16 protein-coding genes are annotated in these 14,156 nt (G+C 73.9%); 6 read left to right on the plus strand and 10 right to left on the minus strand.

Annotated elements, in window-relative coordinates:
* The 3 genes from GC722_RS10650 to GC722_RS17775 all read right to left on the minus strand — a co-directional run.
* Nucleotides 1-757: SWIM zinc finger family protein (locus GC722_RS10650; protein ID WP_197429994.1), on the minus strand; the 757-nt coding region annotated here is incomplete at its 3' end.
* A gap of 60 nt (nt 758-817) precedes the next feature.
* On the minus strand, nt 818-1,345 hold the full coding sequence (locus GC722_RS10655; RefSeq protein ID WP_331714686.1) for a flavin reductase family protein: 528 nt from the start codon (nt 1,343-1,345) through the stop codon (nt 818-820).
* Nucleotides 1,342-1,824, minus strand: a complete 483-nt coding sequence (locus tag GC722_RS17775; RefSeq protein ID WP_197429997.1) for an NADPH-dependent FMN reductase — start codon at nt 1,822-1,824, stop codon at nt 1,342-1,344. Before GC722_RS17775 ends, GC722_RS10655 begins: the two co-directional genes overlap by 4 nt.
* Nucleotides 1,825-2,155: 331 nt before the next feature.
* On the opposite strand from GC722_RS17775, the gene GC722_RS10665 reads away from it, so the two are divergent.
* From GC722_RS10665 to GC722_RS10675, 3 genes are all read left to right on the plus strand, one after another.
* Nucleotides 2,156-3,319 carry a 5-(carboxyamino)imidazole ribonucleotide synthase gene (locus GC722_RS10665; protein WP_331714687.1) on the plus strand — a complete coding sequence of 388 codons (1,164 nt, stop codon included), beginning with the start codon at nt 2,156-2,158 and terminating at the stop codon, nt 3,317-3,319.
* Nucleotides 3,312-3,812 carry a 5-(carboxyamino)imidazole ribonucleotide mutase gene (gene purE, locus GC722_RS10670; protein WP_156610018.1) on the plus strand — a complete coding sequence of 167 codons (501 nt, stop codon included), beginning with the start codon at nt 3,312-3,314 and terminating at the stop codon, nt 3,810-3,812. Before GC722_RS10665 ends, purE begins: the two co-directional genes overlap by 8 nt.
* 81 nt (nt 3,813-3,893) lie before the next feature.
* The gene (locus GC722_RS10675) at nt 3,894-4,679 is read left to right on the plus strand and encodes a DUF899 domain-containing protein (protein WP_156610019.1); all 786 of its coding nucleotides are present in this window, start codon (nt 3,894-3,896) and stop codon (nt 4,677-4,679) included.
* Nucleotides 4,680-4,795: 116 nt separating this feature from the next.
* On the opposite strand, the gene GC722_RS10680 is transcribed toward GC722_RS10675, so the two are convergent.
* Nucleotides 4,796-5,422 (minus strand): LysE family translocator, encoded by a 627-nt coding sequence (locus GC722_RS10680; protein ID WP_156610020.1) that lies wholly within the window; start codon nt 5,420-5,422, stop codon nt 4,796-4,798.
* A gap of 139 nt (nt 5,423-5,561) precedes the next feature.
* A complete protein-coding gene (locus GC722_RS10685) occupies nt 5,562-6,530 on the minus strand; it encodes an aldo/keto reductase (protein ID WP_156610021.1) in 969 nt (322 codons plus the stop codon).
* Nucleotides 6,531-6,593: 63 nt separating this feature from the next.
* Between GC722_RS10685 and tdh the strand changes: the two genes are divergently transcribed.
* From tdh to GC722_RS10700, 3 genes are read left to right on the plus strand one after another with little or no spacing between them, the layout of a single operon-like run.
* Entirely contained in the window at nt 6,594-7,616 is a 1,023-nt protein-coding gene (gene tdh / locus GC722_RS10690; RefSeq protein WP_331714688.1) for an L-threonine 3-dehydrogenase, read from the plus strand.
* A gap of 46 nt (nt 7,617-7,662) precedes the next feature.
* Nucleotides 7,663-8,853 carry a glycine C-acetyltransferase gene (locus tag GC722_RS10695; RefSeq protein ID WP_156610022.1) on the plus strand — a complete coding sequence of 397 codons (1,191 nt, stop codon included), beginning with the start codon at nt 7,663-7,665 and terminating at the stop codon, nt 8,851-8,853.
* Nucleotides 8,846-9,649: a DedA family protein gene (locus tag GC722_RS10700; RefSeq protein ID WP_156610023.1), complete on the plus strand. Its 804-nt coding sequence runs from the start codon at nt 8,846-8,848 to the stop codon at nt 9,647-9,649. Before GC722_RS10695 ends, GC722_RS10700 begins: the two co-directional genes overlap by 8 nt.
* A gap of 1 nt (nt 9,650) precedes the next feature.
* On the opposite strand, the gene GC722_RS10705 is transcribed toward GC722_RS10700, so the two are convergent.
* The 5 genes from GC722_RS10705 to GC722_RS10725 all read right to left on the minus strand — a co-directional run bounded on the left by GC722_RS10705 (nt 9,651) and on the right by GC722_RS10725 (nt 14,039).
* On the minus strand, nt 9,651-9,980 hold the full coding sequence (locus tag GC722_RS10705) for a YciI family protein (protein WP_156610024.1): 330 nt from the start codon (nt 9,978-9,980) through the stop codon (nt 9,651-9,653).
* Nucleotides 9,981-10,059: 79 nt separating this feature from the next.
* Nucleotides 10,060-10,884 carry an ABC transporter ATP-binding protein gene (locus GC722_RS10710; protein WP_331714689.1) on the minus strand — a complete coding sequence of 275 codons (825 nt, stop codon included), beginning with the start codon at nt 10,882-10,884 and terminating at the stop codon, nt 10,060-10,062.
* On the minus strand, nt 10,881-11,954 hold the full coding sequence (locus GC722_RS10715; RefSeq protein WP_331714690.1) for a FecCD family ABC transporter permease: 1,074 nt from the start codon (nt 11,952-11,954) through the stop codon (nt 10,881-10,883). Before GC722_RS10715 ends, GC722_RS10710 begins: the two co-directional genes overlap by 4 nt.
* Complete coding sequence (locus GC722_RS10720; protein WP_331714691.1) at nt 11,951-12,994, minus strand: FecCD family ABC transporter permease; 1,044 nt, start codon at nt 12,992-12,994, stop codon at nt 11,951-11,953. Before GC722_RS10720 ends, GC722_RS10715 begins: the two co-directional genes overlap by 4 nt.
* 10 nt (nt 12,995-13,004) lie before the next feature.
* Entirely contained in the window at nt 13,005-14,039 is a 1,035-nt protein-coding gene (locus GC722_RS10725; RefSeq protein WP_197429998.1) for an ABC transporter substrate-binding protein, read from the minus strand.
* Nucleotides 14,040-14,156 lie beyond the last annotated feature (117 nt).

Below are 14,156 nucleotides of genomic sequence, written 5' to 3' on the forward strand. Positions count from 1 at the left end.
AGCACAGCAGCGGGATGCCGGCCGCGGCGGCCCGCTCCAGCAGCGGCCACAGCGCGGGGGCGGCGGTGTGCAGGTCGAGGGTCTCCGAGCCGGGGCTCCAGTAGGGGTTGGTGCCCTGCAGGGCCACCTGCAGCTCGCGGAGCAGCTGCACGTGCCGCGGGTCGTACCGGGTCGTCGGGTCGTGCTCGACCGCGACCAGCTCGCGCCAGGTGAACCCGCTCTTGACCCACCGCCCGGAGCGTCCCCGCCGCGACAGCCGCACCGCCAGCCGCGGGTGGGCGCGCACCACCGGGTAGCCGTGGTGGGGACGGGTCCAGGTGATCATCAGCGCGACCGGGGTCTGCTCCACCGCAGGAGCGGTGACCGCCTGCTCGACGTCGTCGACCAGCACGTCCAGCGACCGGCGCCAGGACCCCGGGGCGTCGGGGGCCTGGTCCTGGGCGGCCGAGAGCAGGGTGGCCACCGCGTGCTTGCACGCCCAGCCCACCGGGCAGGTGCAGCGGGGCGTGATCTCGTAGGGCCACCCGCCGGCCCGGCGCCGCAGCGCGCCGGTCAGCTCGGTCACCGAGACGTGGGTGCGGTAGGTGCGCGACCCCCGCACCCAGCCCCGGACCTCCACGCTGTAGGGCCCGTCGGCCTCGACGCGGGTGCGCTCCACCTGCCCGCTGCGCAGGTACTCCTCACCCCGGCGGGCCGTCTCGGGGTCGATCCACTGCGGCAGGGCCTGCGGGGTGACCAGCTCGGCGAGGGAGAGCACAGCCCCGACGGTACGACGCGGCACCGACAAGCCCGCCGCCTCCCCGGCGCCGCGCCCGGGTCAGATCTCGTAGTCGACGAGGCGGTGGTAGCCGCGGTTGCGGTAGACCAGCGGCTCGCGGTCGGCCACCTGCGCACGGCAGCCGGCGACGACCACCAGCCAGGCGGAGCCGGCGGGGACGCGCTCGAGCACGCGTCCGCTGATCCACCCGGCGGTGCCGGCCAGCACCGGCTCACCCGTCGGCAGCCGGTTCCAGCCCACGTCGGCGAACCGGTCGACGCCGGAGGTGGCGAAGCTGGCGGCGACGTCGCGCTGCTCGTCGGAGAGGAAGTTGACCGCCACCCGGTCGGTCCGGACGAGGCTGGGCCAGGACGAGGAGCCGGCGCCGACGGAGAAGGCGACCACGGCCGGCTCGGCCGAGACCGAGATGACCGAGGTGGCGGTGAAGCCGACCGGGCGCTGGCCGTCGTGCAGGGTGACCACGGCGACCCCGGCGGGGTGCTGGCGGAACAGCGCGGCGAAGCTGGCGGCGTCCAGCCGGTGGCCGCGGCCGTCCGCCTCCACCCGGCGGGGGACCGGGAGGGTCACAGCAGCACCGCGTCGGTCCCCAGCAGGTCCAGCCACTCCTCGACGAGGACGTCCAGCCGGTCCAGGTGCTGCTCGTGGGCGGAGAAGCCGGAGAGCAGGTCGGCGCCGAGCTCGCCCAGCACGTCTCCCAGGTGCAGCTGGGTGCGGACCAGGTGGGCGTTCGACGCGGCCACGACGACGGGCACCACCGTGACACCGCTGAGGCCCCCCGCCGGCAGGTGGTCGAGGAACCCCTTGAGCAACCCGCTGAAGGAGCCCTTGCAGGAGGGGGTGGCCACCACGGCGAGGTCGGCCTCGCGGAGCCGCGCCAGGGCCCGGACGACGTGCGGGGAGGAGGGGTCGAGGACCTCGCGGGTGAGCGCGGCGAGCTCGGTCTCGGTGGCCGGCTCGTCCGGGTCGAGGGCGGCCGCGACCCGCCGGGCCGCGAGCAGGGTGCGCGAGCCCGGGCGGGGGTCGCCGCCCAGGACGGTGGTGGGCATGGTGGCCTCTCGGGTCGGGAGGAGGGCAGGACGGACGAGGGGCGGGTCAGGCTGGTGCCGCGTCCTGCTCGGCGGCCTGACGGGTGACGACCGGGTGCGGCAGCCCCTCGGAGCAGCGGGATCAGCGGCAGCAGGGACAGCCGACCGGGGACGGGATCGGCAGGCGGTGGCACGGCGCGTCGCGACCAGGCATGGCTGCAGGTTCCCACAATTCCCTGGTATTGCACTAGGGAATGACCGGGTGGTGAGACACCGGTCCACCGCCGGAGCCGTCCGCACGCCGTGCGGACGCGGCTGCGGCTGCTCACGGGCGCGACTACGCTGCGTGCCTGTGACCGAGGACCGGAGCGTCAGACCGTTCGTGGTGGGCATCGTGGGCGGCGGCCAGCTCGCCCGGATGATGCACCAGGCCGCGATCGGGCTGGGCGTCCGGACCCGCCTGCTGGCCGAGGGCCCCGACGTGTCCGCCGCCCAGGTGGTGGCCGACGTGACCGTCGGCGACTACACCGACCCGGCCACCGTGGAGGCCTTCGCCGCCGGCTGCGACGTCATCACCTTCGACCACGAGCACGTCCCCACCGCCATCCTGCGTTCGCTGGAGGCCGCGGGTGTGGTGGTCCGGCCCGGTCCGGACGCCCTCGTGCACGCCCAGGACAAGGCGGTGATGCGGGACCGGCTGACCGCCTTCGGGGCGCCCTGCCCGGTGTACGAGGTGGTGCCCGACGAGGCGGCCCTGGTCGCCTTCGGCGACCGCACCGGCTGGCCGGTCATCGCCAAGACGTCCCGGGGCGGCTACGACGGCAAGGGCGTGTGGAAGCTGGACGGGCCGCAGCAGGCCGGGCTGCCCTTCGAGCGGCTGGCCGAGGGCGTGCAGGTGGTGGCCGAGGAGTTCGTCGACTTCACCCGCGAGCTGAGCGCGCTGGTCGTCCGCTCACCCTCCGGCCAGGCGGTGGCCTACCCGGTCTCGGAGACGGTGCAGCGCGACGGTGTCTGCGTCGAGACCACCACCCCCGCTCCCGGGCTGAGCGAGGAGCAGGCCACCGGTGCGCAGCACCTGGCGCTGTCCATCGCCGCCGAGCTCGGCGTGGTGGGGCTGCTGGCGGTGGAGCTGATGCAGCGGGCCGACGGGTCGGTGGTGGTGAACGAGCTGGCCATGCGGCCCCACAACACCGGCCACTGGAGCATCGACGGTGCCCACACCTCCCAGTTCGAGAACCACCTGCGGGCCGTGCTCGACCTGCCGCTGGGCGACCCGACCACCCGCCAGCCGTGGACGGTGATGGGCAACGTGCTCGGCGGCACTGAGGAGGACCTGCCCTCGGCGCTGCTGCACTGCTTCGCCCGCGACCGGCGGCTGCGGGCCCACCTGTACGGCAAGCCCGTACGGCCCGGCCGCAAGGTGGGCCACGTGACCACCTTCGGCGCCGACCTGGACGACGTCCGCCGGCGGGCGCTGCACGCCGCCGGCTACCTGATGGGGAACCCCGATGCCTGAGACCCGTGCCCGTGTCGCGATCCTGATGGGGTCGGACTCCGACTGGCCGACCATGCGCGCCGCCGCCGAGGCGCTGGACGAGTTCGACGTCCCGCACACCGCCGACGTGGTGTCCGCCCACCGGATGCCGGAGGCGATGGTGGCCTACGGACGGGAGGCCCACACCCGCGGGATCGAGGTCATCATCGCCGGCGCCGGTGGGGCCGCCCACCTGCCCGGCATGCTGGCGGCGCTCACCCCGCTGCCGGTGGTCGGCGTCCCCGTCCCGCTCAAGCACCTGGACGGCATGGACTCGCTGCTCTCGATCGTGCAGATGCCGTCGGGGGTGCCGGTGGCCACCGTCTCGATCGGCGGGGCCCGCAACGCCGGGCTGCTCGCGGTGCGGATCCTGGCCGCGGGCGACCCCGAGCTCACCCGGCGGGTGCTGGAGTTCCAGGACGAGCTGCGACGGGTGGCCGAGGCCAAGGGGGCCCGGGTCCGCTCCGGCGAGTGACCGCGGCGGCGGCCCCGGCCCGTTGACGCCGGGCGTGCCCGGGGGCGAGGGTGGCAGGAACCCCTCACCAGGAGTCCGCGCATGTCCGACCCGGCCCTCCCTCCTCTCCTCGACCGCGCCGAGTGGCAGCGCGAGGTCGACCGGCTCCGCGTCCGCGAAAAGGCCCACACCCGGGAGGGTGACGCCCTCGCCGCGGCCCGGCGGCGGCTGCCGATGGTCGAGGTCGACGCCGCCACACCGGTCGTCGGACCGGCCGGCGAGGTGCCGCTGGTGGACGTCTTCGAGGGCCGGCGCCAGCTCTTCGCCGCCTACATGATGTGGTACGAGGGCGCGGGCGCGGAGCACCAGTGCGAGGGCTGCACCATGAACATCGCCCACGTGCGCGAGCTGGACTACCTGCACTCCCGCGACGTCACTTTCGCCGTCCTCTGCCAGGGTCCGTTCCCCGAGAGCGACCGCTACCGGCAGTTCCTGGGCTGGGAGATGCCCTGGTACTCCGTCCCCGCCGGCTCGGTGGAGGCGCTCGTCGCCGGTCGGCACTTCGGCATGCGGGTCTGCTACCTGCGCGACGGCGACCGCGTCTTCGAGACCTACTGGACCACCGGACGGGGCTGCGAGCACATGGGCAGCTCCTACGCGATGCTCGACATGACCGTCTACGGCCGCCAGGAGGCCGGCGAGGACTCACCCGACGGCTGGCCGCAGCCCTTCTTCAACACCACGTCGGCGCAGATGCGCACCGACCGGGACGGCCGCCCGGTGAGCCGCCCCGACGGCCGGCCCATCCCGCAGTGGTCGCGGCTGGCCGCAGGCCGGTCCGACGACCTCGGCACCAGCGGAGGCGCCCCGGCCGGGCACTGCCACTAGCGGCGACGGCGTCGGGGTGCCCGCGGGCCAGCGGGCTTTCGGTCAGCAGGCCACCGTCGGGTGGAGCTGGGGCCGAGGAGGCTCCTGGTCAGTGGTCAGTGGTCAGTGGTCGGTGGTCAGTAGTCGGTGGCGAGACGGGCGCCGAAGCCGAGCAGCGCGACGCCGGTGAGTGCGTCGAGCGTGCGCCGGACCGGACGTCGGCTGAGGAGCCGGCGAGCGCGGACGAGACCGAGGACGAGCAGGGCGAGGTAGATGAGCGACAGGCCCGCGTGGCTGAGGGCGAGGGCGAGCAGGACGGGCAGACCGACCTCGGGGCCGAGGAACTGGGGCAGGACGGCGAGGTAGAAGACCAGCACCTTGGGGTTGGTGATGTTGGACAGGAACCCCTGGCGCCATCCGGCGAGCGCGTACCCCCGGCCGGCGTCCGCCCCGTCCCCGAGGGGTGGGTAGGTGCCTCGGACGGCTGAGCGGATGGCCTGGACGGCGAGGTAGGCGAGGTAGGCGATGCCGGCCCAGCGGATCACCTCGAACAGCGGCTGGGACGCGGCGATGAGCGCCCCGAGCCCGGTGGCCGCCGCCACCCCCTGCACGGCGTTGGCGCTGACCACCCCGACCGTGGCCCACCAGCCGCGTCGGCGACCGCCGGCCACCGTGTTCTTCACGACGACGGCGAAGTCCGGACCCGGCACCAGGACGAGCACCGTGGCGAACACGAGGAAGCTGGTGTAGGTCGTCCAGGTCATGCGGGGAGGTTACGCAGCGGACGATCACGCCCCGGCGCCGTCCCGGATCGCGACGGCCGACGCCGGTGCCGGATCCCGGCCGGAGGAGACGAGCGAGGGACGACGGCGACGTCACCGCGCAGCAGGGCCGGCCCGCCGGTCAGAACCCGACGGGCTCCCTCGGCGTGTAGGGCGCCTCCAGGGTGGCCACCTCGTCCTCGGTCAGCTCCAGCTCCAGCGCCGCCACGGCGTCGCTGAGGTGGTGCGGCTTGGTGGCCCCGACGACCGGGGCGTCCACCACCGGGTTCCGCAGCACCCAGGCCAGCGCCACCTGGGCCATCGGGACGCCACGGGCACCGGCGACCTGCTCCACCGCCTCGACGATGGCCCGGTCGGAGTCACGGAACAGCGTCTTGCCGAAGGCGTCGGACTCGGAGCGGGTGGTCTGCTCGCCCCACGGGCGGGTCAGCCGGCCGCGCGCGAGCGGGCTCCACGGCAGCGACCCGACACCGGAGTCGGCGAGCAGGCCGAACATCTCCCGCTCCTCCTCCCGCATCAGCAGGCTGTACTGGTCCTGCATCGAGACGAACCGGGTCCAGCCGCCCAGGTCGGCGGCGTGCTGCAGCTTGGCGAACTGCCAGGCGTACATCGACGAGGCGCCGAGGTAGCGGACCTTGCCCGCCTTCACCACGTCGTGCAGCGCCTCCATCGTCTCCTCCACCGGCGTCGCCGGGTCGAAGCGGTGGATCTGGTACAGGTCGATGTGGTCGACCCCCAGCCGGGTCAGCGAGGCGTCGACCTGCTCCATCACGGCCCGGCGGGACAGCCCGGAGCCGCCGGGCCCGTCGTGCATCCTGCCGTGCAGCTTGGTGGCCAGCACGATGTCCTCGCGGCGGCTGTAGCGGCGCAGCGCCCGGCCGGTGAACTCCTCCGAGGAGCCCAGGCTGTAGACGTTGGCGGTGTCCCAGAAGGTGATGCCGAGCTCGACCGCCTGCCGGAAGAACGGCTGCGCGGCGTCCTCGTCGAGCACCCAGGGGTGGCCGCCCCGGGAGGCGTCGCCGTAGCTCATGCAGCCCAGCGCGATGCGGCTGACGGTCAGGCCGGTGGGGCCGAGGCGGGTGTGGTCCATGACGGTTCCTCTCGTGGGCGCTCCCCGCCATCCTGCCAAGCCCGGCTGCGCTACGGTCGTCGCGTGCGGGCACTGGTCAAGACCGAGGCGGCCCCGGGGCTGGAGCTGGTCGACGTGCCCGTGCCGACCCCCGGGCCCACCGACGTGCTGATCCAGGTGGCCAGCACCGGCATCTGCGGCACCGACCTGCACATCGACGCCTGGGACAGCTGGGCCAGCACGCGGGTGGCGCCCGGGACCGTGATCGGCCACGAGTTCTCCGGCCGGGTGGTCGAGGTCGGCTCGGCGGTCAACGACGTGGCGGTCGGCGACTTCGTCAGCGGCGAGGGCCACCTGGTGTGCGGACGCTGCCGCAACTGCCGCGCTGGCCGACGCCACCTGTGCCGCCACACCGTCGGCATCGGGGTGCAGACCGACGGCTGCTTCGCCGAGTACGTCCGGCTGCCCGCCGGCAACGCCTGGGTGCACCGCAACCCGGTCGACCCCGACGTGGCCGCGATCTTCGACCCCTTCGGCAACGCGGTGCACACCGCGCTGGCCTTCCCCTGCCTGGGCGAGGACGTGCTGGTCACCGGCGCCGGCCCGATCGGCATCATGGCGGCCATGGTGGTGCGCCACGCCGGCGCCCGACACGTGGTCGTCACCGACCTGTCGGAGCCGCGGCTGGCGCTGGCGGAACGGCTGGGCGTCACGCTCGCGGTCGACGTCCGCTCTTCCTCCGCGGCCGAGGCCCAGCAGCAGCTCGGCATGCGGGAGGGCTTCGACGTGGGGCTGGAGATGTCGGGCAGCGCGGCGGCGCTGCGCGACATGCTCGCCCAGATGACCCACGGCGGCCGGATCGCGGCCCTCGGCCTGCCGGCCGGTGAGGTGAGCATCGACATGGCCACCGTGGTGCTCAACATGCTGACCATCAAGGGCATCTACGGCCGGGAGATGTTCGAGACCTGGTACGAGATGGACGTCCTCGTGCAGTCCGGGCTGGACGTGTCCGGCGTCATCACTGACCGGTTCGCGGCCGAGGACTACCGTGAGGCCTTCGAGACCGCGCGCAGCGGCCACGGCGGCAAGGTGGTGCTGCGGTGGTGACCACCGGGACCTGCACCCGGTCGGGGGACACGAGCGGAGGGACGACATGTACGCAGCGCTGAGGGAGCACCTGCGCGGGGAGCTCGACCAGCTGCGCGCCGACGGGCTGTACAAGGACGAGGCGCCGCTCACCAGCCCCCAGGCCGCGCACATCACCGTGGCGGGCGACGGCGGCGAGCGCGAGGTGGTCAACCTGTGCGCGAACAACTACCTGGGGCTGGCCGACCACCCGCAGCTGGTGGCCGCCGCCACCGAGTCGCTGCAGCGCTGGGGGTTCGGGATGGCGTCGGTGCGCTTCATCTGCGGCACCACCACGCTGCACACCGAGCTGGAGGGCGAGCTCAGCCGCTTCCTCGGCACCGAGGCCACGATCCTGTACTCCTCCTGCTTCGACGCCAACGGCGGGCTGTTCGAGACGCTGCTCGGCGCGGAGGACGCGATCATCTCCGACGAGCTCAACCACGCCTCGATCATCGACGGGGTGCGGCTGTCCAAGGCGCAGCGGTTCCGCTACCGCAACCGCGACCTGGCCGACCTGGAGGCCCAGCTGCAGGCGGCGTCCGGGGCCCGGTTCCGGATGATCGCCACCGACGGGGTGTTCTCGATGGACGGCTACCTCGCCCCGCTGGACGGCATCTGCGAGCTGGCCGACCGCTACGACGCCCTGGTGATGGTCGACGACTCCCACGCCGTCGGTTTCACCGGCCCGACCGGGGCCGGGACGCCGGAGCTGTTCGGCGTCCAGGACCGGGTCGACGTGGTGACCGGGACGCTCGGCAAGGCCCTCGGCGGGGCGTCCGGGGGCTACACCTCGGGACGGGCCGAGATCGTCGAGCTGCTGCGCCAGCGGTCGCGGCCGTACCTGTTCTCCAACTCCCTGGCCCCCTCGATCGCCGCCGCCGCGCTGGCCACGCTGCGGATGCTGGCCGACTCCGGGCACCTGCTGGAGCGGCTGCGCGCCAACACCGCCTACTTCCGCGGCGAGATGACCCGCCGCGGGTTCGACGTGCCGGAGTCCGACCACGCCATCGTGCCGGTGATGGTGGGCGAGGCGGCCACGGCGGGGAGGATGGCCGACGTGATGCTCGAGCAGGGGGTGTACGTGCGGGCCTTCAGCTACCCGGTCGTGCCCAGGGGGAAGGCGCGCATCCGCACCCAGATGTCGGCCGCGCACAGCACCGAGGACCTGGACCGGGCGGTCGCGGCCTTCGAGCTGGCCCGGGAGCGTTGTGCCTGAGCCGCGCGAGGCCCACCCGGCGGAGCCGGAGCGTCCCGACGCCCCCTCGGCGGAGCCGGAGCGTCCCGGAGCGCGCGAGACCACCGACGGGGCGGACGGCGCGACGGACACGCCGGCGGAGTGGTGGGACGACCCGCGGATGCCCTGGAAGGGGAAGCCGGGGAGGTGGGACCTGGTCTGCTGGTTCGGGATCATGTTCATGGGCGTCTTCGCGCTGGTGATGATCCCGCTGCGGGCCTACCTGGTGGTGGCCAACCCGGTGCTGCAGGCGGCGCTGACCGGCAGCCGCTCCGCGCTGGTGGTGCTGGGGGTGACCGACCACCCGCTGTGGGGCCTCGGTCTGGTGCTGGGGATCCTGTCCTACCTCAAGTTCGAGTGGGTCTACTTCCTGGCCGGACGGCTCTGGGGCCGCGGGCTGATCGACATGATGCTGCAGGGACGCTCGAGGCGGACCGAGCGGATGGTGGACCGGCTCGAGGGGCTGGCCCGCCGCTACGGGGTGCCCGCCCTGGTGTTCAGCTACCTGCCGCTGCCGCTGCCCACCTGGGTGGTCACGCCGGCGGTGGCCATCGCCGGGATGCGCTGGCGGACCTGGTGGATCACCAGCATCCTGTGCGCCGTCGTGCTGCAGTGCGGCTGGGTGGCGCTGGGCTTCTGGCTGGGCGAGCCGGCCCGGGTGGTCGTCGAGGCCTACGCCCGCATCTCCGGCTACGTCGCGATCGGCCTGGTCGTGGTCGTCCTCGTCACCGTCTTCCTCCGCCAGTCCCGGCAGAGCAGGGCCGCCGCGCGCAGCTGACTCAGACGTCCGGGTCGTCCATCAGCTCCCGCACCTGCTGCGGGCAGCGGCAGGCCCGGGCGAGATCGGCCGCCCACCTCAGCGCCTCCTCACGCGAGGCCACCTCGAGGACCGAGAACCCGCCGAGGTGACCGCGGGTCGTGGCGTCGGTGACCGAGCCGTCGGTGGCCACGACGGCCACCGTGTGCCCCAGCACGCCGCCACCGGTCACCCACACGCCGGCGTCCTTCGCCCGCGCCACCACCTCGTGGGAGTCCCGGCTCACGTCGGGCAGGTCCTCCTCGGGGAAGGTCATGTCGCCGTCGTCGAACGAGATCAGGTACCGCGTCATCGCTCCTCCTGCTCCGGGCCCCGGGTGCGGCCCTCTGCCAGGTTCGACTCCGCCCGGGCCCGGAACTGAGCGCGGGTGGTCAGACCAGCGTGCCGACGTGGTGGCGTCCGATGGGGATCATCAGCGGCTTGCCCGAGACCGGGTCGGTCATCACCGTGCTGGGCAGCCCGAAGACGTCCTGCACGAGCTCGGGGGTGAGCACCTCGGCGGGGCTGCCGCAGGCGTACAGCCGGCCCTGCGAGAGCGCGACCAGGTGGTCGGCGTAGCGGGCCGCCAGGTTGAGGTCGTGCAGCACCATCACGATCGTCGTGCCCGCGGAGCGGTTGAGGTCGGTCAGCAGGTCCAGCACCTCGACCTGGTGGCTGACGTCGAGGAAGGTGGTGGGCTCGTCGAGCAGCAGCACCTCGGTCTGCTGGGCCAGCGCCATCGCGATCCAGACCCGCTGCCGCTGGCCGCCGGACAGCTCGTCGACGGCCCGGTCGACCAGCTCGACGGTGTCGGTGGCCTCCAGCGCCGCGGCGACGGCTCGGTCGTCCTCGGCGCTCCAGCGGGCGAGCACGCGCTGGTGCGGGTGGCGTCCCCGGCCGACCAGGTCGGCCACGGTGATGCCCTCGGGGGCGATGGGGGACTGCGGCAGCACGCCGAGCCGGCGGGCCAGCTGCTTGGCGGGGATGGAGTGCACGGCCCGGCCGTCGAGCAGGACGTGCCCGGTGCGCGGGCTGAGCAGCCGCGACATCGAACGCAGCAGCGTCGACTTGCCGCAGGCGTTGGGGCCCACGACGGCCGTCATGCGGCCGGCGGGGATCTCCAGGTCCAGCGAGTGGACGACCGCCTCGTCGCCGTAGCCGAGGGTGAGGTCCTCGATGCGCAGGCCCGGGCGGGGCCGGTCGGGAGAGGGGCTCACAGCGTGCCTCCGGCTCGGTTGACGCGGACGATGAGGTACAGCAGGTAGGGCGCCCCCAGGATGCCGGTCACCACGCCCACCGGCAGCTTGGTGCCGAACGCGTGCTGCCCGGCGAAGTCCGCGACCAGGGTCAGCAGCGCGCCGACCAGCGAGGCCGGGACCAGCAGCGACCCGTGGGGGCCGACCACCCGGGCGGCGATGGGACCGGCGAGGAAGGCCAGGAAGGCGATCGGTCCGCAGGCGGCGGTGGCCACGCAGATGACGCCCACCGCGGCCACCAGGGTGAGCAGCCGCATCCGCTCCACGCGGACGCCGAGGGAGGAGGCGGCGTCGTCACCGAGCCGGGACGCCGCCAGGTCGCGGTCCTGCACGAGCACGAGCGTGCCGAGCACGACGAGGGTGAGCAGCACGGGCACGGCGTCGGACCAGCGGGCGCCGTTGAGGCTGCCGGTGAGCCAGCGCAGCGCACCGGCGATCTCGACGTCCGTGGCCCGTTCGAGCTGCCAGGCGACCACGCTCTGCATCAGGTAGGCCGCCCCGATCCCGATCAGCACCAGCCGGGTGCCGGCCACCCGGCCACGGCGGTAGGCCAGCAGGTAGATGGCCAGCGCGACGGCCAGCCCGGCCGCCACCGCCAGGACCGAGACGCCGGCGCCGCTCAGCCCGAAGGAGACGATGGCCACCGCCGCGGCCGCGCTGGCGCCCTCGGTGACGCCGATGACGTCCGGGCTGGCCAGCGGGTTGCGCAGCAAGGTCTGGAACGTCACCCCGGCGAGGCCGAAGCTGAGCCCGACCAGCAGCGCCAGGCTGGCGCGGGGCAGCCGGAGGCGGCCGACGGTGAACTCCGCACCGGGGACGTCCTGCCCCAGCACGACCCGCAGCACCTCGAGCGGGGTGTACACGGTGGGGCCGAGCGCCAGGCTGGCGACGAAGGCCAGCAGCACCAGCACCGCGAGCACGCCGACCACCACCCGGCGCCGGCGGGAGCGGCGGCGGCGACCGGCGCGGACCCGGTCGACGGTGTCCTGCCGGGGCGCGGTCGCCGGCGGTGGGGCGGCGAGGGCGGTCACAGCTCACGCACCCGGCGCCGGCGGACCACGGCGATGAAGACCGGTGCTCCCAGGACGGCCGTCACGATGCCGACGTCGACCTCGCCGGGCGGCAGCACCACCCGGCCCAGGACGTCTCCGGCGACGAGCACGCACGCCCCGCCCAGGGCGCTGAAGGGCACCAGCCAGCGGTGGTCCACCCCGACCAGCAGCCGGCAGACGTGGGGCACCACCAGGCCGACGAAGGCGATCGGCCCGCACACGGCGGTGGTGGCCCCGCACAGCACGACCCCGCCGACGGCGGCGAGCAGCCGGGTCCGGGTGACGTGCACGCCGAGGCCGGCGGCCAGCTCGTCGCCGAGGCCCAGCAGGTCGAGCCCGCGGGCCGTGACGGCGCAGACCAGGGCGCCGACGGCCAGGAAGGGCACCAGCCGCAGCAGGCCCTCGTCGGTGGCGCCGCCGACCCCGCCGATCTGCCAGGAGACGACGTTCTCGGAGATGTCGGGGCGGGGGAGGACCACCGCGGTGACGAAGGAGGTGAGCGCGGCCGCGGTGGCGGCGCCGGCGAGGGTCAGCTTGAGCGGGGTGGCACCGCCGCGGCCGAGCGAGCCCACGAACCAGACGAACGTCGCGGCCAGCCCGGCGCCGAGGATCGCGGTCCAGATGTAGCTGGTGGGCGCGGCCAGACCGAACCAGGCGATGCCGACCACCACGGCCAGCGAGGCGCCGGTGTTGATGCCGAGGATCCCGGGGTCGGCGAGCGGGTTGCGGGTGATGCCCTGCATGACCAGGCCCGAGACCGCGAGCGCTGCGCCGGCGAGCGCGGCGAGCAGGGTCCGGGGGACCCGCTTGGCCACGGCCGCCTGGTCGAAGCCGTCGGTGGACCCGGTGGACCCGGCCCAGATGTCGGCCAGGCCGACGCCGCGCGATCCCAGGGCGATGGACCCGGCGCAGACCAGCACGAGGACGACGGCGAGCAGGACCAGGGCGCCACCACGCACCCGCCGCGATCGCCGCAGCAGGGTGGTGGTCGGGACGGGTGCGTCGGTGGCGGTGCTCACGCGGTGCGGCTCACTGGTCCGCGGTGCGGGAGACGGCCTCGGCCAGCAGGGCGGTGTAGTCCTCGATCAGGTAGGGGATCGAGAGCGCGGTCGGGTTGGCCGCGGTGCCGATCGGCTGGGTGCCGTCGAGGTTGACGATCGCGTCGTTCTCGACCGCCGGCAGCTGGGAGAGCACCGGGTCGCCCTTGAGGGCGTCGACCAGCTCCTGGCCGCCGTAGGTGACGATGACGTCGACGTCGGCCAGCTCGTCGGCCCGCTCGGTGCTGATCGAGCCGGAGTAGCTGCCCGAGTCGCCGGAGGCCTCCACGATGCTGGGCGCGGTCTGCATGCCGAGGTCGTCGAAGTACTGGCTGCGGGTGTCGGCGGCGCTGTAGAAGTTGATCTCGCTCAGGTCGGTGGGGTCGACGTGGGTCATGAACATGCCGTTCGCACCCTCGAGCTGGGGGTGCTGGGCGGCGGCGTCGGCGATGGTCTGCTCGAGCTCGGCGACGAGCTGCTGGCCCTCCTCCTCCATGCCCAGGCCCTTGGCGTTGATGGCGATGGAGTCGCGCCAGGCGGTCGCCCAGGGGTCGTCGGGGTAGGCCACCACGGGCGCGATCTCGCTCAGCGTCGCGTAGTCCTCCGGCGTCATGCCGGAGTATCCGGCCAGGATGACGTCGGGGTCGGTGCCGGCGACGGCCTCGAAGTCGTAGCCGTCGGTCTCGTCGAACAGCACCGGGGTCTCCCCGCCCAGCTCGGCCAGCTTCTCCTCCGTCCAGGGCTGGATGCCGTCGCCGTCGTCGTCGCCCCACGTCATCTTGGCCATGCCGACCGGCACGATGCCCAGCGCGAGCGGCACCTCCTGGTTGGCGAAGTCGACCGTGGCCACGCGCTCGGGCCTGGTCTCGACCACCGTGGTGCCGAGCGCGTGCTCGATGGTGACGGGGGTCCAGTCGTCGGCCGGGGCCGCCGGCTGCTCGGAGGTCTCGGGGGCGGTACCGCCGCAGGCGGACAGCGCCAGGGTGGCGGCGGCCAGGGCCGCCACGAGGACGCGGGAGGAAGGCACGGTGGAGGGCTCGCTCTCAGGAGGACGACGGTTGGGCTGCCTCCCGAGTGACGCGGATGAGGTCCCCGAAGGAGCACCACTTAGGTCAGGCTTACCTAGCATAGGGAGACCTTCGTC

It is taken from the genome of Auraticoccus cholistanensis (genome assembly GCF_009742705.1).
In the GTDB taxonomy this organism is placed as follows: Bacteria; Actinomycetota; Actinomycetes; order Propionibacteriales; family Propionibacteriaceae; genus Auraticoccus; species Auraticoccus cholistanensis.